The sequence below is a fragment of the Psychrobacter sp. PL15 genome, assembly GCF_035984995.1.
In the GTDB taxonomy this organism is placed as follows: Bacteria; Pseudomonadota; Gammaproteobacteria; order Pseudomonadales; family Moraxellaceae; genus Psychrobacter.
On the sequence record NZ_JAXCIB010000005.1, the window covers coordinates 226282 to 251740 of the forward strand.

Below are 25459 nucleotides of genomic sequence, written 5' to 3' on the forward strand. Positions count from 1 at the left end.
TTGCAATAATATTAAGAATGCTTAGAATAACGGCTTGTTTTCACTGTAAATCAAGCCGTTTTTTTATGTCTATAAATACTTCAGCTACTGCTGTTTCACCAGCAAAAAACCACGACCATCATCCTTTATTACAGCCATTAATTATCGGCGGGCTGACGATTGAAAACCGTTTAATGGTGGCACCAATGGCAGGGGTGACGGACAACCCCTTCCGTAAGTTATGCAAATCATTTGGCGCCGGTCACGCAGTCAGTGAAATGATAATTGCTGATACGGCGCTGTATGCCCGTAAAAAGTCCTTATATCGAGCTAACTTTGATGGTGAAATAGCGCCTATTTCAGCGCAAATCGCAGGCGCTGATCCAGACAAACTTGCCGAAGCTGCCCGTTATCAGATTGACAATGGGGCGCAGATTATTGATATCAATATGGGCTGTCCCGCTAAGAAGGTTTGTCGTAAGCTGGCCGGTTCTGCACTATTGCAAGATGAAGACCTGGTGGCACGGCTACTTGATGCTGCAGTGAATGCCGTTGATGCGCCCGTGACTTTAAAAACGCGATTGGGTTATGAGAATGGCCGCGAAAACATTCTACGCGTTGCCCGCCGTGCCGAACAGGCAGGCATTGCCGCGATTGCCATTCATGGTCGCACCCGTGAAGATATGTATAACGGTGAAGCGCGTTATGAGCTAATTCGTGAAGTGAAAGAAAGCATCAGTATTCCGGTGATTGCCAATGGTGATATTGATAGTGCCCAAAAAGCCCAGCGGGTTTATGAGCTGACCGGTTGTGATGCAGTGATGATAGGGCGTGCTGCCCAAGGACAACCGTGGATATTTCGGGACATCGAGCATTTTTTACGGACAGGTGAAACCCTTGCCGCGCCAACAGTTAGTGAGATTAAAGAGATTGTATTGACCCATCTGCAAGAATTATATGGATTTTATGGTGAATACTCTGGCTGCCGAATCGCTCGCAAGCATATCGCTTGGTATACCACGGGTATTCCTAATTCTAATGCTTTTCGGCAAGCGATGTATAGTGAGGAAAGTACCGCCGGACAATTTAAAGCGGTTGAGACATTTTTGACTGCCCACACTCATAGCCAATAAGAAGTAAATAAAGTGAACCGTTACTATTGAAGCCCTGCCACGTCGACGGTGGTAACAGTGGTTGTGACAAAACTGACTGTGCTAAAATTTATTGCGTTAAGAAGGATTGTTGGGAGTCTCTGGACACTTTTCTCTGGTGTGGCGGCTTTTTTTGCTGTGGAAAACGGCCTTCTAACGCCACTTGTAATGACAAGCTTAAGAATGTTTGAATCAGGACGATAAAGCCTAAAACCATAATAAGAACGCCGATAAATTCTATAATTTTGGCTATCAATTCAATGTATTGAGCTAAGATTTCTATCAAAAATGCCTCCTCATAATTAACTAGACTCGACTGCTCGTGACCTAGCAGATTTGATTAGACAAATCGGATATATTATTTATATTCGTTACGACTCATCAACTAAATATCCGCCATAATATCCAAAACATGCCAGCCATTATAATCATAATGACTAATAACCGCTTGGCCCAATAAGGCAGGAGTGATTTTTTATACCCTAAATCATTGAATTGGCTATCGACACCATCTTGTAGGCCTTTGAAATTTTGTTCTGATGGGGTAGTCTTAACTCGATCTTTTATTAAGTGCTCAGAGCTGTCTGCAACTGGCTCTCTATCAAAGCTAATCGCCTGGCTAGGAATGCCTTGTTTATTAGCAATAGTACTTAACTTTTGCTGCTGCTTGACCTTTAGCCCGGTCTCATAAGCATCAATGCGTATTTTGGCCGCCTCCATGCTGATATTTTCGTCGGCAGCTAAGGTTTTTATGGCCATCACTAAATTGCTTTTTTCTATCATCATGATCACCGCTTTGGGCAATTTAGCGCTGATAGGTTTTGAGCTGGGGTCAGAGTCAAACATGTTTATCCTTATGATCTGCTAGACGTATTAATAACGGCTCTATTATAGCAATTCTATCAGTATGCTTTACGATGGAATAGTTAAGCTAAGATAATAATCGTTGCAGGGCATTATAACTCTCTAGCAAAGTGTTTTTTAGTAAGGAATCTGTTAGTACCGTATTCTACGACAAAATACTGTATTTTGTTGGTTGTAGCCTGTTAAAGCCACTCATTATTCTGCACTAACTTGCAGCAATAAAAATGATTTTATAAGACTGCTTATATCGGGTTAGCTTTGGTTATAAACGTGCACCTACAACGCACGCAAAAAAATACCGCAATCACATTAATGATGGCGGTAAATGTCATAAAATTAGTTCTTATTTATTATAAAGTCTAATGGCATTGATAGCTTATAGATCTTTCCAGCGCTGGATAGACTCTTTAATCACTTCTTTAGCTTCTACGACATCGCCCCATGATTCAACCACGGTGCTGCCTTTTTTCTTAAGGTCTTTATAATGGCTAAAGTGGAAATGCAATTGCTTGATTAACTGCTCAGGCAGGTCGGCTAAACTATTATAAGCGTTACCATTGTTGCGGTCATCAGCAGGTACAACTACAATTTTGTCATCAACTTCGCCATCATCAACGAATTTCATCACCCCAATAACCTTGGCTTTTAAGAAAATACCGGTAGTCAAAGGATGCTCAGTGATGATCAAGGCATCAAGCTCATCGCCATCTTCGTCAAGGGTTTGAGGAATAAAACCATAGTTACATGGTTTGGCAAAAATCTGTGGGTCAATACGGTCTAGCTCAAATACGGCCAGCTCGCGATTCCATTCAATTTTATGACTGCTGCCAGTTGGGATTTCAACGACTACATTAATGATACCGCCGTCGACGTCGCCTGCATCTAAAATTTTATTAAAATCTGCCATAAAGTATTCCTATTTGCTTTTGTTAGGGATGGTTCAACGATAAGGGATGGGTAACGTTATTAATTTTACTCGTCATCTTAATGAAGGTTCAAGTAAAAACTATACAAGCACGGTAAGGCTATAACCGTACCTTAATTATGCTGTCTGCAATTATAACAAGTTTGATTTAAATTTTCTCGTTATGCTTAAGTCTAAGCGCGCACGATATTATGCAAAATAGGACTCAATGTTTGGCTGATAATACTGTATAACCGTCAAAATAAAGCAATCCGCTTTAAAAAAGCTAAGTTGAAAGCAAAGTTAGAAGCAAGGGAGTAGCAAAGTGAGCAAGTGCCAAAACTGCTATTTTGAGGCTATTGGGCGCAACTCGATTTGTCCTGCATGACGTTGAGCAATGTTATCGATCAATTTTTGAGTGACTTGCGCATAGTTTAGTGGCTCAGTATCGCTACCTTGTCCCCCATGCATGTCTATAAAGTCAGACAACCGTAGCATCTGCATACCAGCGTAGCCACAAGGGTTGATGGCGTTAAATGCAGACAAATCACAGTCTAAATTCAGCGCAATACCATGATAACTAAAACCATGCTTAATTTTAAAGCCTAGCGAGGCAATTTTACCTAACATAATATCGTTATCATTTGGCACAGGGAAGCCAGCGCTACTGTCTTGACCATCAACCTGGTCAGTAACGTCAGACACAGCCGCACACGAGTTATTGTATAAGTATACGCCTGGGGCATCACGGCGGGCATGGGCGCTAATGTTGGTAGCAGTGTTAACAATAGGAACACTAGGGTTTGCATTACTAGGTGTGTTCGTAGCGGTGTTTATTGATACTGATGATTGTGGTTTTAGGCAGTCATTGACCACATCTTCGATTGCTTGTTCTGCATGCGTGACTAGGTTGCGCACACTCCAACCCAAACTGTGCAGGTCAAACAACCAATAAACCACCAGTTGTCCATGTCCGTGCCACGTCACTTGGCCACCGCGATCGGTTTTGATAATAGGAGTATCGGTGCGTTGCAAGATATGTTCTTCTTTGCCGGCCTGCCCAAGGGTATAGACATCATTATGGTCGACGATCCATAACTCATCAGGAGTACGTAATCCTTGTTCTTTTTTTAAGGCAATACGCTCTAAAGTACGCTGTAGCATGGCCTCATGAGTGGGGTTATAATCAGCAGCACTCAGCGATTTACTAATAAGGCTGTCATTAATAAAGTGATCGTTAACTGTAAATGCTGTGTTTGGTGCTGTGTTTGCTATTGAGTTTGGCATTAGGGTCGCCGTCTTATGGTTTTAACGTTTATGAAACGGATTGATTAGTGTCATTGAGTTTAGCAGTTTTTAAACCCATCACTCAAATTTAAATTGCAGGACAATAAAGACTGATACTGAAAACATGATTACTAAAGATATAGCTATTAATAAAGCAGTTATTAAAGGCTGCTTACTCAAAAGTCATCATTAAAAGCTGTCATTCAAAAATGGTTACTAAAAAACCCCCCAATAATAGCCTAACGACCAAAACTTGGCGGCGTTCATGTATACAAACCCACCAGTTAGCCAAACGTGCTTTTCATTCGCCATTCAATGCGCTACATTGGATAATAATGAACAGTTGTTTCTTAGTGCTACTATTTTCAGCACTTTACGATAAACATAGAGTTTTGATATAACTATAGCGTATTGACTCTAGCACATATGACAAGGATGACAAATGACAGACCATAATCAAAGTGACAGCAATCAAACCACAGGCGACGCTGACCAGGCGCTCAGCACGGTTCACACTACCGAGCAATTACAAGCCCAGTTTACCCGTTTACAAGCACTGAGCCGTAGTCATCCTATACTTGACTGGTCGGCTCGCGCCACTCAATTAGACAATTTAGAAACCATGCTCAGTGACAAACAACAAGAGCTTGCTAAAGCGATCAGTGCAGATTTTGGTTATCGCAGTGAGTCAGAAACTCAGTTTGCAGAATTGTTTCCCAGTTTTGCGGGTATCAGCCACTCTAGAAAGCACGGAAAAAAGTGGATGAGAACGCGGCGGGTAGGGATTTCAGCACTTTATATGCCTGCCCATAACGAAATTCAACCGCAGCCATTAGGGGTAATAGGCATAATGGTGCCATGGAACTATCCGCTATATTTAGCGATAGGACCTATGATCGATGCCATTACTGCCGGTAATCGAATTATGATTAAGCTAAGCGAGGCTGCACCGCAATTTGCAGAAGCCTTTGCCAAAGCGGTTGAGCAGTACTTTTCACCTGATTTGGTGTGTGTGGTGCTGGGTGAAGTTGATATTGCTGAAGCTTTTAGTAAATTGCCCTTTGACCATCTGATTTATACCGGCTCTACTGAAGTCGGTAAGAAAATTATGGCTGCTGCCGCTCCTAACTTAACGCCAGTGACGCTTGAGCTTGGTGGTAAGTCGCCAGTGATCATATTGGATGATGTCAACCTTGAAGCCGCGGTCAATCGGGTGATGATGGGCAAAACCCTTAATGCTGGTCAGACCTGTGTTGCCCCTGATTATGTTTTGATTCAGCGGCAACATCATCAACGTTTCATCAGCTTAGCAAAAGAGTGGGTCAAAGAACACTATCCTAATATCAGCGATAACCCAGACTATAGTCATATTATTAATAACCAACAGTTTAAGCGGGTACAAAGCTATATCGATAGCTTACCTGTTGAAGAGGTGCATCCACTAACCGAGGTTGAATCGAACGTGGAGACTCGTTTGATGCCGCCCATTGTGGTGACGGAACCTGCACCAACCAGCAAGTTGATGCAAAATGAGATCTTTGCACCGATTGTGCCGTTGATGCATTACGAGACCCTTGATGATGCGATTAAATTCATTAATGATCGTCCGCGTCCACTAGCGCTGTATATTTTCGGTAAGAATGATCGCGATATCAAAAAAGTGCGTACGCACACGGTATCAGGCGGCGTCTCTATTAATGAAGTCCTGTTACATTTATTACAACATGACCTACCTTTTGGTGGCGTCGGGCATTCAGGCCATGGCGTCTATCACGGTCAGGCAGGTTTTGAGCGCTTCAGTCACATGAAGTCGGTTTTTGTGCAATCTAAGGTTAACGGTATGAACTTGCTATTACCGCCTTATGGTGCGCTGTTCAAAAAAGGCATGGCGGTAATGTTAAAATAACGCAAGCTGAGTAATGACCTCTACTTTTTAAATAGCGCTTATTATGATAAGTGCTATTTTTTTGCCTACTATTTGGCTTATTAATCGCTAACCAATAAAATATGTGTTTCTATACATACTATTCACCAAAAATGGTGTTTAATCATTTGCTATAACCTTTAATCATAGACTAAAGTAGTCGCAGCACTGAAATTCAAGTAATGAACTTTGAGAAACCAACCGCCACCGCTCAGTAAAAGATAATAATAAATAGGATATGCTATGCGCCAATGGATTGCGTTAAGTTTACTGTTGCTAAGCTCGTTGTTGTTGCCCGCATCAGCACTGGCCGCTTCGGCGGCCTCGACCACAACATCGGCCTGCGAGAATCCAATTAAGTTTGGTGCGCTAACCTGGGAAAGCGGTCAATTTACTGCTGGTGTGCTGAAGTATATCGCTGAGAGTGGATACGGTTGCACGATTGAAGAGGTGCCAGGAGCAGGGCCAGCACTGGAGACTGCCTTATCACAAAACGATATTCAAATTATTAGTGAGCAGTGGGTAGGGCGTTCGCCCATCATGGAACAAGCCATCAAGGACAATAAAGTGGCGGTGATTGGTGATACGCTTAAAGGCGGTGCCACTCAAGGCTGGTACGTTCCTAAGTATGTGATGGATGAAAACCCAGGTCTCCGCCGCTATCAAGACTTGCCTAAGTATGCTGAGCTGTTTAAAGACCCTGAAGACCCAAACAAATCTCGTTTTATGAACTGTCCATCTGGCTGGGCGTGCGAGGTATTTAATACCCGCCTGCTCAAAAATACGGGTTTGGGCACTACTTTTAACAATGTCCATCCTGGTACCGGCGCGGCACTTGACGCTGAGATTGCTTCAGCTTTTGAGCAGCGTAAACCCTTATTATTCTATTATTGGCAACCGACAGGTTTGATCGCCAAATATGATTTTGCACTCATAGAATTTCCCGCTTATGACGAGGCTTGCTGGCAAGACTTGCTGCTGGCAAACGGTACTTCAGATTGTATATCAGGCGCTCCAGTCTCACCGCTTAAAATTGCAGTATCGACGCCATTTCTTAAGGCCAATCCTGAGCTATCTGAGGTATTCAAAAAAGTACAATTCACTGCTGAGGAGTTGAATGGCGCTATTCTTGAGATGACTGAGAGTAAGCGCAGTGGCGATGAGCAAGCGCTTAAGTTTTTGCGTGATAATCCGAATGTCTGGCAAGATTGGTTATCTGCTGAGGCGGCAACCGCTCTGGCTGCTAAACTGGGTATCAGCTTAACAGGAGATAGAGCGGAAAACACCAGTATCAATTCACCACTTAATACGGTCACACCGTCTGACAATATCTTAGGTCTGTCATCAAACTTTCCCTCGTGGTCGCTTGAAACCCCTCTTAATGAGTCATTGGCCAGTGTAGTCAAAAATTATGGTGACGTTTTTCGCAGTATTAGTACCGTCGCCTTGAAGTATTTGCTGCTGCCTATTGAACGGTTTTTAACCTTTGTTCCACCGTGGCTAATCATTGCCTTAGTAACCGTGTTAGCGTGGTTTGGGGTGCGTAAGATATGGTTTGCACTGGCTTGTGGTGCCGGGCTATTCTTGATTGGCGCATTTGGACTATGGGGCGCATTGATTGAAACTCTAGCGCTATTGATGGTATCAGTCTTAGTGACCGTGGTCATTGGTATTCCCATTGGTATTGTCATGTCGGGCAGTAATGTACTTCGTAAAATTGTGACACCGATACTCGATGTAATGCAAACCATGCCCAGCTTTGTATACCTGATTCCGGTGCTGATGCTATTCGGCATTGGTAAAGTACCGGCATTGTTTGCCACGGTTATTTATGCCCTGCCGCCACTTATTCGTTTGACGACCTTAGGTATTACCCAAGTGAATCATGAGATGGTTGAGGCTGGACGCTCATTCGGCAGTACTCATTGGCAATTGCTGATTTGGATTAAGCTACCGCAAGCGCTACCAAGTATTATGGCGGGTGTTAATCAAGCAGTGATGATGTCGCTGTCGATGGTGGTCTTAGCTTCTATGATCGGTGCGCCAGGTCTTGGTGAAGATGTGTTGCAATCTATTCAAACCTTGAATATTGGTCAAGGCTTACAAGCAGGTACCGCTATCGTCATTGTAGCGATTATTATTGACCGTATTACCCAAGCGTTTGGTCAAGGTAAGCGTGCACGTCAAAAAACCATCAAGGCGGGTAGGAGACAGATTGGTTAAAGAGTGGTTTAGAGTCTCATAAACCACTTACTGTAAGAGTCAATCACTATAAAATCGCTGCTAAAAAACAACGAGAATAATAATGAATCATATCCAGCTAGAGAACATCAGTAAAATTTATAATGCCAATGCGACTCAGGCACAGGCTGCGCTGGCATTGTTGGCCGAAGGTATGGATAGCATCGCAGTCAAAGAACAAACAGGTTATTCGGTAGGGCTTTATGATATTAATCTAGCCATTAAGGCAGGCGAGCTGCATTGTATTATGGGACTGTCAGGTTCAGGAAAATCAACGTTAATACGCCATATCAATCGTCTAATTGACCCCACTGGCGGTAAGATCTGGGTTGACACCGGGATTCATTCAAAACAAACTTCCCAAAGCTCACAAGTCGCCAGTGCTGACACGAATCAGGGTGCTTCGGGCAGAGCTTCTTCAGATTCGGCTATTAATATATTAGATTTAGATGATAAGGCGCTACAAGGATATCGGCAACAAACGGTTAGTATGGTGTTTCAGCATTTCGGTTTAGTGCCGCATATGACGGTCATTCAAAACGTTGCTTATGGGCTGCGGGTGCGTAAAATGAGTACGGCTGAGCGCCATGAAATCGCTCGGCACTGGTTGAATGAAGTGGGTCTACCTAACCTAGAACACAGCTATCCTGATGAATTGTCAGGCGGCATGCAGCAGCGTGTGGGGCTGGCAAGAGCACTAGCAACTGATACGCCTATATTACTGATGGATGAAGCATTTTCTGCTCTTGATCCTTTAATTCGGGCCCAATTACAAGATCAGTTGCTTGAACTGCAGGCGCGTCTCAATAAGACTATTGTATTTATTACCCATGATATTGATGAGGCGATTAAAGTGGGTCAGCGTATTAGTATCTTAAATGGTGGACGTTTGATACAAACAGGGTCTCCTAACGACTTGCGCGATCATCCTGCCGATGATTACGTGGCACAGTTTATGAGCGCAAAAACTTAAAACAACTTGAGTGCCTTTTGGGCTTAGCGTCTTCAGAATGCCTTCAATAAGTAACTAACAGCCATACTGTTATGGAGCCAATCTTGAATTGACTGTCATTATCAAGAAAAAATAAATAGGGTATGAATTCAGAAAAATGCCCCAAATTTCGTTATACTTCATGACTTGCTGATGGGTGATTAGTCATTTATTCACAACATCATTAACCGCGTTTAGTAGTACTCGCCCCCATATTTTGTCGCTTAACTGATTGACTGATATTCAATTCATTGCTTATTTTTGCGTTTAAGGCTGTAACATGACCGTTGCCTATGTACCTATTATCACCTCATTACTTGATAACGACTTGTATAAATTCACTATGCTCCAAGCCATGTTGCATCAATTTCCGCAGACTCATGGGGTCTATCGTTTTCGCTGTCGTAATAATAAAGATGCCGCTTATCCGCTTGCCGATATTAAAGACGATTTAGAGCAGCAGTTAGACAGCTTATGTGAGTTACGTTTTTTACCAGACGAGTTAGATTATTTACGTCAATTACGTTTTATGCGTTCAGATTTTGTTGATTATCTTGAATTATTTAAACTCAAGCGCCGATTCATTACCATCAGCACCGATAGCCAAGGTCGCTTGCTGATTGATATCGAAGGGCCAATGATTCAGGCGATGTTTTTTGAAGTGTTCGTACTGGCTATCGTTAATGAGCTGTATTTCAAAGCTTTTCCAGACCCCAGTGTGATTAAAGAAGGGCAGCGACGATTAGATGAAAAAGTGGCACTGCTGCACAGCTATTCTAAGCAACAAAAAGCCGAGCAGCAGGCGACTCATAAGCACAAGACCAATGCACCACCCTTTATTGTCGCCGATTTTGGTACCCGCCGCCGTTTTAGTAAGGTTTGGCAGGCGCATGTAGTGGCTACGTTACATAATGCTGAGCCCAATATTGTCAGTGGGACTTCCAATGTGCTGCTTGCCAAAACGCTAGGAATGACCCCAATTGGTACTATGGCGCATGAGTTTATGCAGGCTTTTCAGGCGCTAGATGTGCGTCTACGCGACTCACAAAAAGCGGCTCTTGAGGCTTGGGTACATGAGTATCGAGGTGATTTGGGTATCGCCTTGACTGATGTGGTGGGAATGGATGCATTTTTACGCGATTTTGATCTATATTTTGCCAAGCTGTTTGACGGACTGCGTCATGACAGTGGCGACCCCTATATATGGGGTGATAAAGCCATTGCTCATTATCAAAAATTAAAAATAGACCCAAAAACTAAAATATTAACCTTTAGCGACGGTTTGGATCTTAATAAAGCCTGGGATTTGCATCAATACTTTAAAGACCGTATCAAGACCAGCTTTGGTATCGGTACCAATCTGACCAATGATATGGGTTTGACGCCTCTCAATATCGTCCTTAAATTGGTCGAATGTAACGGTCAGCCAGTAGCCAAACTCTCTGACAGCCCCGGCAAGACCATGATTAATAACGACACTTATTTGGCTTATTTACGCCAAGTATTTGACGTTGAGGCCCCTGAGTCTAAGTAACCATTCAAACCAAACCAAGCCAAGCCAAACCAAACCTTAACTATTGCTACTGTCTTCGCTAGCAGTAGTTTTATTGGCATCGTTTTTTAGCTCGTTATTATCTTTTTTAGTCACACTATTCTTATCGGTGCTGTCTTCTTCGGCAAAGGCGGCATCTAAAGCGCGTTGCACGGCATTAATACGGGTTTCGCAAATCCGATAAGCGGTAATTGACTCTTCGACTGTCGTCATTAGATTATCAATATCAGGTTCATCTTGTTGCTGTAATTCGGCGGCATTGGTTTTTAGAATGTCGTAGGCTGCCTTAAAGGTTTTTGGGGTAGCTTTTTTGCGTTTACGAGTGGGGGCAGTGCTCATAATAGTTCCTAAAATTTTAGAGTAACAAATGACAAAGTATAGTCGATTTAAGATAAGAGGAATACTCTGGTAGCAACGTGCTACTGGTACAAATTTTTCTGGCGTGCTGTTCGCAAGCGTGACAGAGGCTGCAAAAAATTCATCTCAGTAGCCTAGTAACATTAGATTGTTGTTAAATTGGGTTAACTATTTATATATAATATTTAGATAAAGCTATGTTATTAATTTGGCAAATTATCAATTGCTACGGTTTCAAAATTAGTGCTTTCAATATCAGTACTCTCAACAGCCAAAACTCGCGCCGTTGCTTTACCATCTTTTAAGACAATATGAATGGTCTGCTCAGGGTGGAGTTGATCGCTACTGGTTAGGATCTTTTTACCCTTTTCATCCATAAGCATACTATAGCCTTGCTTAAGCACGCGCGTTGGTCGATGTAGCAGCACGATATCACGTAAGTGTTCACTATTACGCTGCGCGTTGAGCACTTGCTGTTGGGCATTTTTTATAATTGTGTTTTGATAACTGCCACATTCAATACCCGCAGTTACTAGCTGCTGATGAGCAACTGTCTTGGTTTGAGACTGCCATTCAGTGGTCAGCCTTGCCGCTTGCTTGACCTGCCGTTGCGCGCTCTGCTGAATGCTACGCCAAGCAAAATCGCTGTCTTTACGCATGGCTGTCAACCGCCCAATAGTTTGCGATTGTATTTGACTTAATTGCCGTGCGGTTTGCTGCTCAACTAAGGTCACTTGACGCTGGGCGGCTTGTCTGATCTGTGTTTGATACTGTAGCACTTGAGCCACCAGTTGCGCTAAATGGGCACTAATCGCAGCAATTACCTTCGATGGCGTATCGAAGCTGCTATGTGCGACCTCATCTAAGATAACTTTATCGCGCTCATGACCGATACCCACCCACACGGGGACTGGCTGCTCAGCGACCAAGGCTGCTAGCTCATAATCATTTAGATAGGCGAGATCGCCTACCGCACCACCGCCACGAATAATAACCAGTAGATCTGGCAAACGCTGATAAGTAGCATAGAATTGTTGTTGAGCGCTGACAATCGCTTGGCGTATTTCTGCTGGCGCATGATTACCTTGAAAAGTTGCATGATGATAGTGAAACTGACAAGCATTGGTGGTTGCTAATCTGTCTGCATCGGCTTGAAAGTCGCCCAATCCTGCGGCTTTTTCAGGAGCGATGACGATCACATGTTCAATATCAAATGGCGAGGGTAGTTGCTGATTCAGATTCATCAGGCCTTCACCGCTCAAGCGATCTACCATTTCGGCATATTGTCGCGCCAAATCGCCCAAAGTATAACTGGGATCTATATCTTCAATCGTTAGTGAAAAGCCATACTGCGCATGAAAGCCTGCGGACACCTTGAGTAGAACGGTCAGATCACGGTCTAGTGGCATACCGGTTGCGCGCTCAAACTTTGCCAATACGCGTGCTGCTTTAAAACGCCAGAGGTTACCCCGGCAGCTGGCAACCACTTTACCGTCATCATCTTTTTCAGCCAATTCGAAGTAATAATGACCGCCTTTACTAGAAAGATTCCGAATCTCGGCTTTGACCCAAACGCGGTGGTCAAAGGTTTGTTTGATCACCATCCCAACCGCTGCTAAATAATCACTAAGGCGTAGTACTGTATCCTCAAGATTCTCTTCAAGACTGCTTTCTTGCTCAGCAAGCTCGGCCTCTAAAGTAGACAAGTCTTTGACAGGGGCCAATGTCCTAGCAGCAGTTTTATTATTGTTCGTAGTGAGTTGTGCCAGATTAGCGAGATTGGGTTTGCGCATAATATCAGACCGACTATGGATAACAGGTATGGTTAATAGCTTAGCCTAAAAGCGCGCCAACCAACAGAGCGTTCATAAAAAGAAAGCCAATAAATGTGCAACTCAGACCTTGTCTTCGTCACATATTTATTGGCTAGAGGCTACCTTTCTGTTCAGCAGCTACTCAATCATTCAATAGAATAGTGAACAGATAATTTAATAGTAGAAGATAGACAATTAAAACCGCTTAGACGCATGACCTATTGGCAGCGGAAGCTAATCATATATTCATAATCATCATTACGAGATAGATCAGGCGAACCAGTACCAAATATGGTACCGACTACCGCGCCCACTTGACCAATTATACGGCCCATATTTTCATCCACAACACCATTATACTTGACCTTATCATCAACGACGATCACTTGCTTGCCTCGACACGTATTTTTAGCGCTATCTAGCGCATTTTGTTGGGCTTTTATTTTGGTGCCGGCAATACCTGTGGTCTCAAAAGTAGAGTTAGCACGCTGAATGACTGGTGATGAGTTGGTACTTTGGCAAGCGCTCAATGCTAGTACCGCTGCTAGCATTGCAGTCAAAGTGGCTGTTTTATTAAAAGTTCTATTGAAAACGGTCATAAAAAACCCCTATAAATCAGTCAAAATAAAATGAATCAAAGCTCGATAACAAGCGTAGTGAATTAAGCATTGAGAATTTAACCTATTTATATCCTTAACGTCTAGGTGGTTATTGTGTGCGGTGTTGTGTCTGTGTTGTGTTTCTATAGCGCTATAAAATAGGCTCAAAAATAAAATTGAGTGCAAGCAATAAAGGGGTGGTTATTAACAGGCAGCTCAGTTGTATAGCTGGATACAGCTTGTGCTGATAGCGAACTGATAGCGAACTCATAGAGAAATAGTATAGTTACACAGCAAATCACTTGAAATATAAATCATATCTAGGATAATTGAAGTAACTTTTTCAACCAATAGTCAAAACTATGCTATTAATTCCTGCCCCTGCCGGCGTGTTAGAGATCGATGCACTGTGGCAACAAGACAATCCAAACGATCCTAATACGGATACGGTCGCGTTACTTTGTCACCCTAATCCGTTGTTTGAAGGAACGATGAACAATAAAGTAGTGACCACCATGTACCGATTTGCGCGTGATCACGGCATGCATGTGGTACGTTTTAATTTTCGTGGCGTAGGGCAGTCAACCGGTGAGCATGATTATGCCGAAGGCGAAGTGCTAGATGCTATGACCGTGTTACAATGGATCGCAGGGCAAACGAATGCTCGTAAATTATGGTTGGGTGGGTTTTCTTTTGGTGGTTACATAACCGCGCGGGTCGCTGAGCAAGTACTGGTATCAGCGCATGTGTGGGGTTTAAACGATTTTGAGCTGCTTAAAGTTGCCCTGATTTCACCATCTATAGAAAAAAATGACAGCATTGATCTAAGTTTACCGACTCAAAAGACCTTTGAGATCTATGGCAATGCTGATGAAGTGATTGATCCTGCGAACATGCAAGCGTTTGCCGAGCGTTTGGGGCTTGATGTGAGCGTGGTTGATGGCGCTGGGCATTTTTTTCATGGACGTTTGTCTGAACTTAAACGCTTGTTAAAGCAGCATAGCTTTGACGATGTGAATTAGTTACTCCCTAATTTGATCGCATTTAATAGTATTATCTAAAGTAGTTTCTGTTTATTAAAGCAATGCCTTAAGCCGTGTTAACCTAAAGAATGAGTATAAATTATGCCATTCTGACAACTCAGTCGCTACCATCTCAGTGTAAAAATCATAAGTTAGTAGCAACTGACGGTAACAACATATTACTTTATTATTTATTTTGTCTAATGACGAGTCGCATTATGAAATTATCTCCATTACAGCGCTATGAGCAAGCCGTCAGTACTGATGACTTTACCCGAGATGAACAGCAGTATCAGGCCATGAGCTATCTTGATGACTTATATCACCAGCTCAACAATACCGCAGAACAAAAGCAAGGATTTTTTAGCTTTTTAAAGTCCAAACCGGTGGCACCCAAAGGTTTGTATATGTGGGGAGGTGTGGGGCGTGGCAAAACATGGATGATGGACATGTTTTATGACTCCTTAACCATTGATCGTAAGATGCGCCAGCATTTTCATCACTTCATGCAGCGTGTGCATCAGGAGCTCCATGCGATTCAAGGCCAAAGTGATCCGCTTGAAAAAGTTGCTGATATTATTTATAAAGAAGCGGTTATTATCTGCTTTGACGAGTTTTTTGTCTCTAACGTGTCTGATGCCATGATTTTAGGTGATTTATTTACTATGCTGTTTAACCGTGGTATCACCTTAGTGGCCACTTCAAACATTGAACCATCAGGCATATACAAGGATGGTCTACATCGCGATCGTTTTATGCCTGCTATCGCTGAAGTTGAGCGTAATACTAATGTCATGAATATTGACTCTGGCATCGACTACCGTCTGCGAGTCTTGCAGCAAGCTGAGCTGTACAAGTCGCCCATGACCAAAAGCAATCATCATTGGCTTGCCAATCGCTTTGCGAGTTTGTCAAATAATTTAAAGACCAGTAGCGAGCCCATCACTATCAATGGCCGTGAAGTCAAAATCAACGCGCGTACCGAAACTATATTATTTTGTGACTTCCGCCATTTATGTATGCAACCGCGTTCAGCGGCTGACTTTATCGAAATTGCCAATCAATTTAGTACCGTGTTGGTCAATGCAGTACCCGCCTTAGATGACGATCTTCGCGATCCAACCCGGCGTTTTATCTACATGGTTGATGAGTTTTACGATCGGCGCGTGAAGCTATTGATTCGGGCAGAGCAGTCTATTCTTGATCTATATCAAGGCGATAAGCTATCGTTTGAGATTGAACGTACGCGCTCGCGGTTGCTTGAGATGCAATCAGAAGACTATCTAAAAATGAAGCATCGTCTTGATGACGCTGCGTAATGAGTATCTTATTATAGATCTCTTGATCGAGATGTTTTGATTTGACTACTCACATAACGATAGCTTAGAAATACTGGTTATAAACATACGATAGTGCAGGACGCTCAATTTTGCCTACAGTTTCTTGCAGCCTTTATTTGCAGAAACTGTAGGCAAGGTTGTGTAGTAGTGGATATACCATTAAGAGTAATGATAATAAAACACATGCTATGTATTAATATCTAACGATAATAACAAATAAGGATGAATTATGAGCATGCTCGATGACAATGAAATACAGAGAAATAATGAATCGGCGCATACTGAAGATAAAACAGTGGATAATGCACAAGTCACTGACGAACAGCTGATTAATTGGATTAAATCAAGACGCAGTATTGGTAATTTAAGTATTCCTGCGCCCACTCATACCCAAATTGAAGCCGCAATCGAATGTGCGGCGACGGCACCTGATCATAAAAAACTACAGCCATGGCGATTCATTATCACCGAAGGCAATGCGCGCCACCAACTGGGACACGCCTTCCTTGCTGCCGCTGAGGCAAAAGCGGCTAGAGAAGGGGAGGTACTGTCTGAGAAAACTCAGCAAAAAACCTACAATATGCCGCTACGAGCACCCGTTATCATTACGGTCGTTACTCAGATGCAAGACCACAAAAAAGTGCCGTTTTTTGAACAAATGCTGAGTGCAGGCGCGGCGGTACAAAATCTTATTTTAGCTTTAAAAGCCCAAGGATTCAGTACTGTATGGCGCACGGGCCTGCTGTGTAACGAGCCTGCGGTAAAAGAATACTTTGGCGTTGCGGCAGATGATTATGTCACGGCTTTTGTTTATACTGGTACCAGTCCTTGTGATAAACCTGTACGTAAACCGATAGATATTGAGCCACTACTACGCTTTGAGTCGTAAACAACGCTGAGCCTGGTAAATACACGCCCTAACCTAACCATTTATTAAGCAAGTTAGCCTCAGTATAGATGTGCCATACTAGCGCTATAAATAATAGCGATAAACCATATAAGTCGGCCAACACGGATAAATGATTATGACTAGCTCAACCGATAATAATGCTAAAGACACAGACCATAGTATTGACAATAGCGCTGTTGAAAAACAAAACAGGCTACTGGCAAGTATTATTGAACGTGCTACCAAGTCAGGTCTTGGCCGAAAAAAGCTGAATCCCAGTGCAGTGGAGGCCGCTGTAGCTGAAAAAATGTCGCAAATCCATAATAATTCTACCAAATTGCGCTTGGCGTTCTTGGGTGGTGGCAGTTTTGGCACGGCGATGGCAAACTTAGCGGCGCGTAACGGTTGTGACACCACGCTATGGGTGCGTAATAAACGTACGGTCAAATCTATGGCAAAACTGCAGATGAATAAAAAATATCTGCCTGGTCACAAACTTGATGACCGTCTTAAGTACAGTCATGATTTAGAAGCGACAGTCAAAGATAAAGACATTATTTTCCTCGCGGTACCCAGCTTAGCTTTTCGCGAAACCCTAAAGAATATTGCGCCCTTTATTACCGGGCAATCAATCGTATCGTTGACCAAAGGTATGGAAAAAGATACTTTCGCCTTCATGAGTGATATCATTAAAGACGAGTTACCTGAGGTTAATTTTGGCGTTATGTCAGGACCAAATTTAGCAATAGAAATTATGAAAAACATGCCGTCTGCAACCGTGATTGCTAGTGACTCTGAGCCCCTACGTCATGCGGTACAAGCGGCATTACATAGTGCGTTTTTTCGAGTCTTTGCCAGTGATGATATTCGTGGTGTTGAGTTGGGAGGCACCCTCAAAAATATTTATGCCATCGCAATGGGTATGGCAGCAGCTTACGAGGTTGGCGAAAACACCAAAGCAATGTTATTAACGCGTGCCTTAGCAGAGATGAGCCGCTTCGGGGTCGAAACGGGCGCTAATCCTTTGACCTTTTTAGGCTTATCTGGGGTTGGCGACTTATATGCTACTTGTAGCTCTGAGCTAAGCCGTAACTACCGTATTGGTAATATGCTGGGTCGCGGTATGAGTATTGATGCTGCCGTAAAAAAGCTGGGTCAAACAGCTGAAGGGGTAAATACGATCCAACAGGTGCACGAAAAAGCCGTTAAAGAGGGTATTTATATGCCCATTACCCATGCTTTATACGCGGTTATTTATGAAGATAAAGCAGCGCTTGGCGTGGCTTTACACTTGATGGAAGCAGGCTTTCGTAGTGACGTCGAATTTGTGATGGCTCATGACCACAGCAATGAGTCGCTCACCGCGAAAATGCAAGCCGCAAGTAATAACTTGCTTGAAGATGACTCTGATAACAATGCTGCTGATAAAAGTGCTGCTGATGAAAATAAAGACTGAGAATGATAAAAACAATAGAAATTAAGGTTTTAATTAAAACTTAAGCCAAGGAACGTTATGAAGATTATATTGATGCGTCATGGTCAAGCAGAAGACGAGACCCGACCAGATAGCGCGCGCCAACTGACTGATTATGGACAACAACAAGCAGTGCAAACAGCAGATTATATTATTGAACATTATGCGCCTGATTATTTCGTCGTTAGTCCTTACCATAGAGCGCAGCAGACTCTAGCGCAATTGCAAACGTGCGCGCCCACAGTGCCAGTAACGGTGCAAGACAATATCACTCCTGCTGATGATGCAAAAACGGCTCTAACAGCACTGGCGAATATCGAGGCAGAGTGTTTGGTGATAGTATGTCATATGTCCATCGTGGCTAATCTTGCGGGCCTACTAACTAATAATAATCCTGAAGCATTTTCTTTAGCAGAGGCGCGGGTGTTTGAGATGGAATTTGTAATGGCTGGTATGGCTAATGAAATTGATCGCTTTGTTCCCACTCAACCACGTTAGTACTAGCTGTAGTGTTATCACTTAATTTAACCTCAATACTGAGTAATATTGATAACCGCTGTAGCATAAAATATTATAAAACTTGTTTATATATTTCGCTTTTACCCACAGTTCGATGAGCAAGGACGCGTTTAGTGTTACACGTTTGGTTAAGAGCACAAAATAGTCCGCTGGCTGTGTGGCATGCGGATACAAAACAGTGGCAGTCGGTTGACAGCTGGCAGCAGTTACATGATGTCTATAGCAGCTATAAAACCAATAGTCACAAAACGTTGTGCCTATACTTTCCTTCAAGTCATTTGTTACAAGTAAGTACTGAGCTGAGCTTTACTCAGCTTAAGCAGTTAGGTACGACGGGCAAACAATACTTGTTTGAAGAAACCTCACTCGCTCCAGTCGAACAACTGGCGGTGCGGCAGATCAGCTATGCCAATAGCCATTATTTATACGCACTTGCGCAAAGTGATATCGAAACGTGGCAGCAAAGTGCCACCCTGGCAGGTTTAACGGTTCAAGCGTCACTGCCTGATTTTTTATTGTTGCCTATTCCCGAAGAGGGCGCTGGGCAACAAGTGGTATTATACCAAGATGAACATACCACCATCCTGCGACAGTCGTCGCACCAAGGTTTGGCAGTCAGTTATCTGCCATTGATTTTTGAGCGGCTGCCACAGTTAAGTGATGTTTGTGTGTTAGCCCCAATTGACAGCTCTATGCACCCATCTAGCACAGCAAATATAGCCACAGAAACTGCCGAACTCATTGTCGACAGTAAGCTGCTATTGACTAGCTTAGCAGCCACGCCCACGCCGATCGAAAACCCTGAGCGTCACGCGCTTAACTTTTTTGTTAAGTCGTCAGATTCACAGCTATCGCCTTATTTGCGCGTTGCTATGATGGTGGCATTATCGGCATTAGTCCTACAAATTGCGACTGATGGTGTCCAATGGTATCGCTATAGTGAAGCTGCGGTTGCCACCAAAACCGAGGTCGCTGCGCAGTATCAGTCTTGGTTCCCAAATGAAGCCCTGAGCACCCGCACAAAATTGCAAGCACAAGTACAACCAAAATTACGTAGTGACAGTCAAGCTCCCGCATCGCACATGGCGATCTTGGCGCGAGTATCACCATTGATCAAACAGTCGTCCTTACGGGCGCAGTCGTTAGTTATGGAGCCAAATGCGCTTAGCTTTACGTTAATTGCACCGAATCGTGATAGTCTTGATCAGTTTGCCAGTACGCTGATGTCACAAGGTTTGAATGCCAATTTGGAGCGGGTAAATAGCAATGGGCAAGGTCAGTTTAGCGGTCAAATAACCGTAAATTTGATGGAAGATGGTTTAGTACCGACTCAGGCTGCTGAGTCTTAAAAAAGCTTTAACGTACTCACCGTTTATTTGCAGTATTCGTTTATTATTCAGCTATTTATTAGTCCATTAATGATGGTTAATGACTCAGAGTTTTGAAACCTATTAATGATTGTTATTGAGTGAGTAATACGAGCAACCAAGGTCAGGTAATGAAAATATTACAACGTCGTGCCAAACCTAGTCCATCGACAGATAGCGCCTTGTCAGGGCATATAAATCACTACCAAAACCTATTGAGGTTGCGCTGGCAGGTACTGTCTCCTCGTGACCAGCTGGCCTTGGGTGTGTTAATAGTATTTTTACTGTTGTTCGTAGGTGGCTACGGTGGTTATAGCATGCGCCAAGCAGCAACAGACAGTAAGGCGGATTACCAAGAGCAAGTCGCCGATTATTTCTGGCTACGCGCGCAAGCTGGTAATATTGATAGTAATGCTTTGAGCGCTGCCAATACTCAAAGTGGTGATGCACCACCAGCCAGCAGTATCAGCTCGCTATTAAATGCCTCTGGTATCGATAATGCGCAAGTGGTCGCTGCTGGTGATGCGGTACAACTGAACTTCTCCAATGCCAGTCAAGCAGTAGTAAGCGCGGCACTTGGCAAGCTTGAACAGCAAGGCTGGCAATTTACCCAACTATCGATGGAGCAAGACCCAGCTACTAAGTTTGTTCAAGTACAAGCTATAGTCAGTTCTTAGCGTTATCTAATGTAATGACTTGAGCCCAACCATAGGTTATCTTTTAGGTATTGGCACTGCATGTCTCAACACTGATGCTATAAATCCGTATTTTGACATTAGCCTCTTGAAATAAGCCTGATTCACCACAATGGAATGCTTAGCAGTTACGTTAATATGTAGTGGTTATGCTAGTGTACGTTGCCACTTTGATAGTAGTGGCTATTGCCAGTTATGGATAATTATTATGAACCGTTCTTCTGAGCCTCATTCTGATGAGAGTTTGCATCGTCAGACTAAGACCGCTGATCCTGACATCGTTAATGACTATATATCTTCTAGCTACCAGCCTAGTCAAGAGCTGGCACGGCAACAACAGGGGGGCATGATGAGTGATAACAAACAACGCGCTCTAATCACCTATAATCATGTGACTTATTTGTTATACGTATTGAGCTATTTTACCGCTGGGCTACTGTGGATTGTGCCTATTGTCATGAATTATGCCAAGCGTCATGATGCTGATAGAACCTGGTTGGCAACTCATTTTGATTGGCAGATCAAAACCTTTTGGTATAGTATTGTTCTATTTGCACTTGGTGGTATGTTACTGGTATTCGCCTTAGGCGGTCTAGGGGTCAGCATCATGGCCGACAGCGGTAATATCGCCATTGGATCGATTTTACTGACCGTACTGGGTGTGCTCATTATAGGATTCACTTTTATTTGGCACTTATACCGCATTGTACGTGGTTGGATTGCGCTAACGGATAATCGCCCTGTGCCGTAAAGCTGGCTAGCTTTACTAAGTGTTTACTCGTTAAAGGCTTATTGGTTCAGCATTTGTTTGTGGCTGCCAGCACAGGAAACTTTGGTCTTACTTCCGCTAAACTGATATAATCGCAGCGCTGGATTTATCTCATTTAGTTCCACTCATCGTTTTTATTCAATTAGGGTTTATTGTCATTATGTCCTACGCCTTACTTCGCCCGTTTTTGTTTAAGATGGACCCTGAGCATGCTCATGACATGACCTTATCTTTGTTGGCTAAGGCACATAAAGCTCGAGCGTTAGGGCTGGTCTATGGCCAGCAAATGCAGCCGATAGATTGTATGGGTTTACAATTTGCTAATCCAGTTGGCCTGGCAGCAGGTTTGGACAAAGATGGCGATTATATTGATGCGTTGGCCGAATTGGGTTTCGGCTTTATCGAAGTGGGCACGGTCACCCCGCAGCCGCAAACTGGCAATGACAAACCACGTTTATTTAGGCTCAAACAAGCGGATGCGATTATTAACCGTATGGGCTTTAATAATCAGGGCGTCGACTATCTGATCGAAAACGTCAAACGCTGCAAATATAAAGGCAACATCGGCATTAATATTGGTAAAAATGCCAGTACGCCAGTCGAAAATGCCGCAGACGATTATGTTTACTGTCTTGAACGCGTGTATCCGCATGCTTCTTATATTACGGTTAATATCTCATCACCTAATACTAAAAACTTGCGTGACTTGCAAAGTGGCGAAGCATTAACGTATTTACTAGACACTATTAAAAACCGTCATAATCAGTTGGCAACCGAGTATGGTTTTTATGTGCCAATCGTACTCAAAGTCGCCCCGGATCTAGATCCATTACAGGTCGATTATATCTCGCAACAGCTGTTAGATTTTGAAATTGATGGCTTGATTGCTACCAATACTACTCTAAGCCGAGTCGGGGTCGAAGATCTAACCGATGGCGATCAAGCTGGTGGTTTATCAGGCCGTCCGGTTAGCCACATTAGCACCCAAATATTACAACAATTCTCTGATCAATTGGATGATAAAGTCACTTTAATTGGGGTTGGTGGTATCGATAGCGGCGAAAAAGCGGTGAAAAAAATCAAAGCGGGTGCCGATATGGTGCAGTTATATACTGGTCTTATTTATCGAGGTCCAGGTCTAGTGCAATCTTGCATTCAAGGGATTGGCGGCTACTATGATGCGATGGAAGGATAAAAAAGTAAGGCTCGAGTCATAAAAGCTAAAGCAAGTTAATAGGACAATAGGGCGGTAAACATGAGTGGTTTAGATATTGTGATTGCCTTTATTGTTTTAATTGGCTTATGGCGCGGTTTTCAAGTGGGCTTGGTCAAAACGGCATTCGGTCTAATAGGATGGTTTATTGCTTTGGTTGCCGCTACTCGGTTGGCCAGTGCTATTGCACCACAGTTGTCAGGATTTGTGCAAAGCTCGGTCTTGCAGATGGCCATGGCATTCTTATTAGTGGTCATAGTCATCTTGGCGACCATGCATCTGGTAGGATTTGTATTTTCAGGGGTGCTTAAAACGTTACGGCTAGGCGTGGTAGACAAAATGGCTGGTGGCGTACTTGGCGCGGCCAAAAATATTCTTATCGTCTTAGTAGTGCTTAGTGTGAGTGCGCCGTTATTGGTACAAATGCCGCAATGGCAAACCTCAGTATTAGCACCAGAGTTACTGCCATACGCGCCTATGGCCAAGACTTTGGCCTCAGATGTGCTGGGCGTTGCTTGGGATCAAATTAACCAATCATAAGTCTTGATAAATGGCTGACAAGCCTCATCTAGCGCTCATAACTTTTAATGCTAACGATTATTAATACTAATAATTTTTAATACTAATGACTAATAATGCTAATGATTTTTAACATTAATAACTTAATTTTTAACATTAATAACTTAGTAGTCATAAAGCATCATTCATAGATCATCAATTAATTGTTTTTAATGACAATCTAATTTCAGCAAGCAAAATAATCAAAGCCGTTTGTCTGCCAGCTCTTACTGCCAGCAATCGTGCTGTTATTGTGTTACTAATATGTGGCTAAAAATAGGATATAACTATGTGTGGAGTCGTTGGGGTTGCAGCTCATGAGCCAGTCAATCAAATTCTTTATGATGCCTTAACTATGTTACAACACCGCGGGCAAGATGCTGCGGGTATTGTGACTTTACAAGATGGGCGCTTATACTTACGTAAAGAAAATGGCATGGTACGTGATGTCTTTATGAACCACCACATGCAGCGTTTGGTGGGTCAGTTTGGTATCGGTCACGTTCGCTATCCTACTGCTGGCACGTCTAGCAGTGCTGAGGCCCAACCTTTTTATGTCAACTCACCTTACGGTATTACCTTGGCCCACAATGGTAATTTGACTAATGCTGAGAGCTTGGCAAAATCATTATATCAAGATGATCGCCGTCATTTAAATACCGATTCAGACTCTGAAGTGTTATTGAACGTTCTGGCACATGAAATGCAGAACCTTGATAAAACTCATCCAACCCCTGACGATATTTTTGAAGCAGTAAAAGCAGTTTATAGCCGCTGTGAAGGGGCTTATGGGGTAGTGGCATTGATTACTGGTCATGGTTTGCTGGCATTTCGTGACCCGAACGGTATTCGTCCTTTAATCTTTGGTGAACGTCTCGCAAAAAATGGCGGCACCGAATATATGGTGGCCTCAGAGTCAGTGGCGCTTACCGGCTCAGGCTTTAGCATTATTCGTGATGTCAAACCAGGTGAAGCAATCTTTATTGACCTCAATCACCAATTGCATACCCATCAATGTGTAGAGCAACAAGAATATACGCCGTGTATTTTTGAGTATGTTTATTTTGCCCGTCCAGACTCGATTATGGATAACATTTCAGTCTACAAATCACGTCTACGTATGGGCGAAAAACTGGGCCAAAAAATTCTTAGAGAGTGGGGTGAGGATCACGATATTGATGTGGTCATACCGATTCCAGATACTTCGCGCACTTCAGCGATGGAGTTAGCGCTACAGATGAACATCAAGTACCGCGAAGGCTTTATGAAGAACCGCTATATTGGCCGTACCTTTATCATGCCCGGTCAACAGCAACGTAAGAAATCAGTGCGTCAAAAACTCAGCCCAGTACCATTAGAGTTTAAAGGTAAGAATGTACTATTGGTTGATGACTCTATCGTGCGCGGTACCACCTGTCACGAAATCATCCAGATGGCACGGGATGCAGGTGCTAAAAAGGTATTTTTTGCCAGCGCTGCGCCGCCAGTAAAATATCCCAATGTATACGGTATTGATATGCCAGTACGCAGTGAGCTGATTGCTTCAGGTCATAGCGTGGATGAAGTGCGCAAGATTATCGGCGCTGATCGCTTGATTTTTCAAGATCTGGACGACCTAATTGATGCAGTAAAAGACACCAAGCACAGTAAGGTTGAAGGTTTTGATTGTGCGGTATTTAATGGCTGTTATATTACTGGTCAAATCAATGAAGCGTACCTTGACCACTTACAACAGCTGCGTAGCGAAGCCGCTAAAACCGGTAAAAAAGGCATGCAAATCGTTGCTGACACGCCTGTTGATATGACTGGTGTAGAAGAAATGTAGTAGCCCGCCCAAAAATAAGCTGGCTTTAAATCCTAGATTAACACACCAAGTGCAACGCTAAATGATGTTATAGAATACCTGATTTGGTGTTTTGAATCCCAATCGTTTTCTTGGTCTGCTATTTA

Annotated in this window: 22 protein-coding genes and 1 pseudogene; 16 read left to right on the forward strand and 7 right to left on the reverse strand. The window is 43.2% G+C overall.

Going from position 1 to position 25459, the window contains the following annotated elements; translation table 11 throughout:
- Nucleotides 1–65 precede the first annotated feature (65 nt).
- On the forward strand, nt 66–1112 hold the full coding sequence (gene dusB / locus RCH20_RS06500) for a tRNA dihydrouridine synthase DusB (protein WP_327192999.1): 1047 nt from the start codon (nt 66–68) through the stop codon (nt 1110–1112).
- Between the two features lie 88 nt (nt 1113–1200).
- Here the strand turns inward: dusB and RCH20_RS06505 are convergent, their stop codons facing one another.
- From RCH20_RS06505 to RCH20_RS06520, 4 genes are all read right to left on the reverse strand, one after another.
- Nucleotides 1201–1416, reverse strand: a complete 216-nt coding sequence (locus tag RCH20_RS06505; protein WP_327193000.1) for a hypothetical protein — start codon at nt 1414–1416, stop codon at nt 1201–1203.
- A gap of 95 nt (nt 1417–1511) precedes the next feature.
- Nucleotides 1512–1976, reverse strand: coding sequence for a hypothetical protein (locus RCH20_RS06510; protein ID WP_327193001.1), 465 nt, complete (start codon nt 1974–1976; stop codon nt 1512–1514).
- A 394-nt stretch (nt 1977–2370) separates the two neighbouring features.
- Nucleotides 2371–2901, reverse strand: coding sequence for an inorganic diphosphatase (locus tag RCH20_RS06515; protein WP_209957830.1), 531 nt, complete (start codon nt 2899–2901; stop codon nt 2371–2373).
- Between the two features lie 342 nt (nt 2902–3243).
- On the reverse strand, nt 3244–4185 hold the full coding sequence (locus RCH20_RS06520) for a lipoyl protein ligase domain-containing protein (protein ID WP_327193002.1): 942 nt from the start codon (nt 4183–4185) through the stop codon (nt 3244–3246).
- 442 nt (nt 4186–4627) lie between these two features.
- Here RCH20_RS06520 and RCH20_RS06525 point away from each other — a divergent pair, with 442 nt between their 5' ends.
- The 4 genes from RCH20_RS06525 to pncB all read left to right on the forward strand — a co-directional run bounded on the left by RCH20_RS06525 (nt 4628) and on the right by pncB (nt 10875).
- Nucleotides 4628–6091, forward strand: a complete 1464-nt coding sequence (locus RCH20_RS06525; RefSeq protein WP_209957827.1) for a coniferyl aldehyde dehydrogenase — start codon at nt 4628–4630, stop codon at nt 6089–6091.
- A gap of 261 nt (nt 6092–6352) precedes the next feature.
- Complete coding sequence (locus tag RCH20_RS06530) at nt 6353–8332, forward strand: glycine betaine ABC transporter substrate-binding protein (protein WP_327193003.1); 1980 nt, start codon at nt 6353–6355, stop codon at nt 8330–8332.
- A gap of 82 nt (nt 8333–8414) precedes the next feature.
- On the forward strand, nt 8415–9323 hold the full coding sequence (locus tag RCH20_RS06535; RefSeq protein ID WP_209957822.1) for an ATP-binding cassette domain-containing protein: 909 nt from the start codon (nt 8415–8417) through the stop codon (nt 9321–9323).
- 298 nt (nt 9324–9621) lie between these two features.
- A complete protein-coding gene (gene pncB / locus RCH20_RS06540) occupies nt 9622–10875 on the forward strand; it encodes a nicotinate phosphoribosyltransferase (protein WP_327193004.1) in 1254 nt (417 codons plus the stop codon).
- 120 nt (nt 10876–10995) lie between these two features.
- On the opposite strand, the pseudogene xseB reads toward pncB, so the two are convergent.
- From xseB to RCH20_RS06555, 3 genes and pseudogenes are all read right to left on the reverse strand, one after another.
- Nucleotides 10996–11232: pseudogene (xseB, locus tag RCH20_RS06545) on the reverse strand (exodeoxyribonuclease VII small subunit); the annotation flags it as partial.
- Nucleotides 11233–11453: 221 nt separating this feature from the next.
- Nucleotides 11454–13043 carry an exodeoxyribonuclease VII large subunit gene (xseA, locus tag RCH20_RS06550; protein WP_327193005.1) on the reverse strand — a complete coding sequence of 530 codons (1590 nt, stop codon included), beginning with the start codon at nt 13041–13043 and terminating at the stop codon, nt 11454–11456.
- A 239-nt stretch (nt 13044–13282) separates the two neighbouring features.
- Entirely contained in the window at nt 13283–13663 is a 381-nt protein-coding gene (locus RCH20_RS06555; RefSeq protein WP_327193006.1) for a hypothetical protein, read from the reverse strand.
- Nucleotides 13664–14025: 362 nt separating this feature from the next.
- Between RCH20_RS06555 and RCH20_RS06560 the strand changes: the two genes are divergently transcribed.
- The 11 genes from RCH20_RS06560 (at nt 14026) to purF (ending at nt 25334) form a co-directional block, all read left to right on the forward strand.
- Nucleotides 14026–14685, forward strand: a complete 660-nt coding sequence (locus RCH20_RS06560) for an alpha/beta hydrolase (RefSeq protein WP_209957814.1) — start codon at nt 14026–14028, stop codon at nt 14683–14685.
- 218 nt (nt 14686–14903) lie between these two features.
- Complete coding sequence (zapE, locus tag RCH20_RS06565) at nt 14904–16004, forward strand: cell division protein ZapE (RefSeq protein WP_209957811.1); 1101 nt, start codon at nt 14904–14906, stop codon at nt 16002–16004.
- 256 nt (nt 16005–16260) lie between these two features.
- Nucleotides 16261–16914, forward strand: a complete 654-nt coding sequence (locus RCH20_RS06570) for a nitroreductase family protein (protein ID WP_442793111.1) — start codon at nt 16261–16263, stop codon at nt 16912–16914.
- A 136-nt stretch (nt 16915–17050) separates the two neighbouring features.
- Nucleotides 17051–18370 carry an NAD(P)H-dependent glycerol-3-phosphate dehydrogenase gene (locus tag RCH20_RS06575; RefSeq protein WP_209957807.1) on the forward strand — a complete coding sequence of 440 codons (1320 nt, stop codon included), beginning with the start codon at nt 17051–17053 and terminating at the stop codon, nt 18368–18370.
- Nucleotides 18371–18427: 57 nt separating this feature from the next.
- On the forward strand, nt 18428–18886 hold the full coding sequence (sixA, locus tag RCH20_RS06580) for a phosphohistidine phosphatase SixA (RefSeq protein WP_209957805.1): 459 nt from the start codon (nt 18428–18430) through the stop codon (nt 18884–18886).
- 134 nt (nt 18887–19020) lie between these two features.
- The gene (gspL, locus tag RCH20_RS06585) at nt 19021–20256 is read left to right on the forward strand and encodes a type II secretion system protein GspL (RefSeq protein WP_327193008.1); all 1236 of its coding nucleotides are present in this window, start codon (nt 19021–19023) and stop codon (nt 20254–20256) included.
- Nucleotides 20257–20405: 149 nt separating this feature from the next.
- On the forward strand, nt 20406–20951 hold the full coding sequence (gene gspM / locus RCH20_RS06590) for a type II secretion system protein GspM (RefSeq protein WP_327193009.1): 546 nt from the start codon (nt 20406–20408) through the stop codon (nt 20949–20951).
- Between the two features lie 226 nt (nt 20952–21177).
- Nucleotides 21178–21720, forward strand: coding sequence for a DUF4870 family protein (locus tag RCH20_RS06595; RefSeq protein WP_327193010.1), 543 nt, complete (start codon nt 21178–21180; stop codon nt 21718–21720).
- Nucleotides 21721–21898: 178 nt separating this feature from the next.
- Entirely contained in the window at nt 21899–22933 is a 1035-nt protein-coding gene (locus RCH20_RS06600) for a quinone-dependent dihydroorotate dehydrogenase (protein ID WP_209957798.1), read from the forward strand.
- Between the two features lie 60 nt (nt 22934–22993).
- The gene (locus RCH20_RS06605) at nt 22994–23491 is read left to right on the forward strand and encodes a CvpA family protein (protein ID WP_327193011.1); all 498 of its coding nucleotides are present in this window, start codon (nt 22994–22996) and stop codon (nt 23489–23491) included.
- A 307-nt stretch (nt 23492–23798) separates the two neighbouring features.
- A complete protein-coding gene (purF, locus tag RCH20_RS06610) occupies nt 23799–25334 on the forward strand; it encodes an amidophosphoribosyltransferase (protein WP_209957793.1) in 1536 nt (511 codons plus the stop codon).
- The last annotated feature ends 125 nt before the right edge of the window (nt 25335–25459 follow it).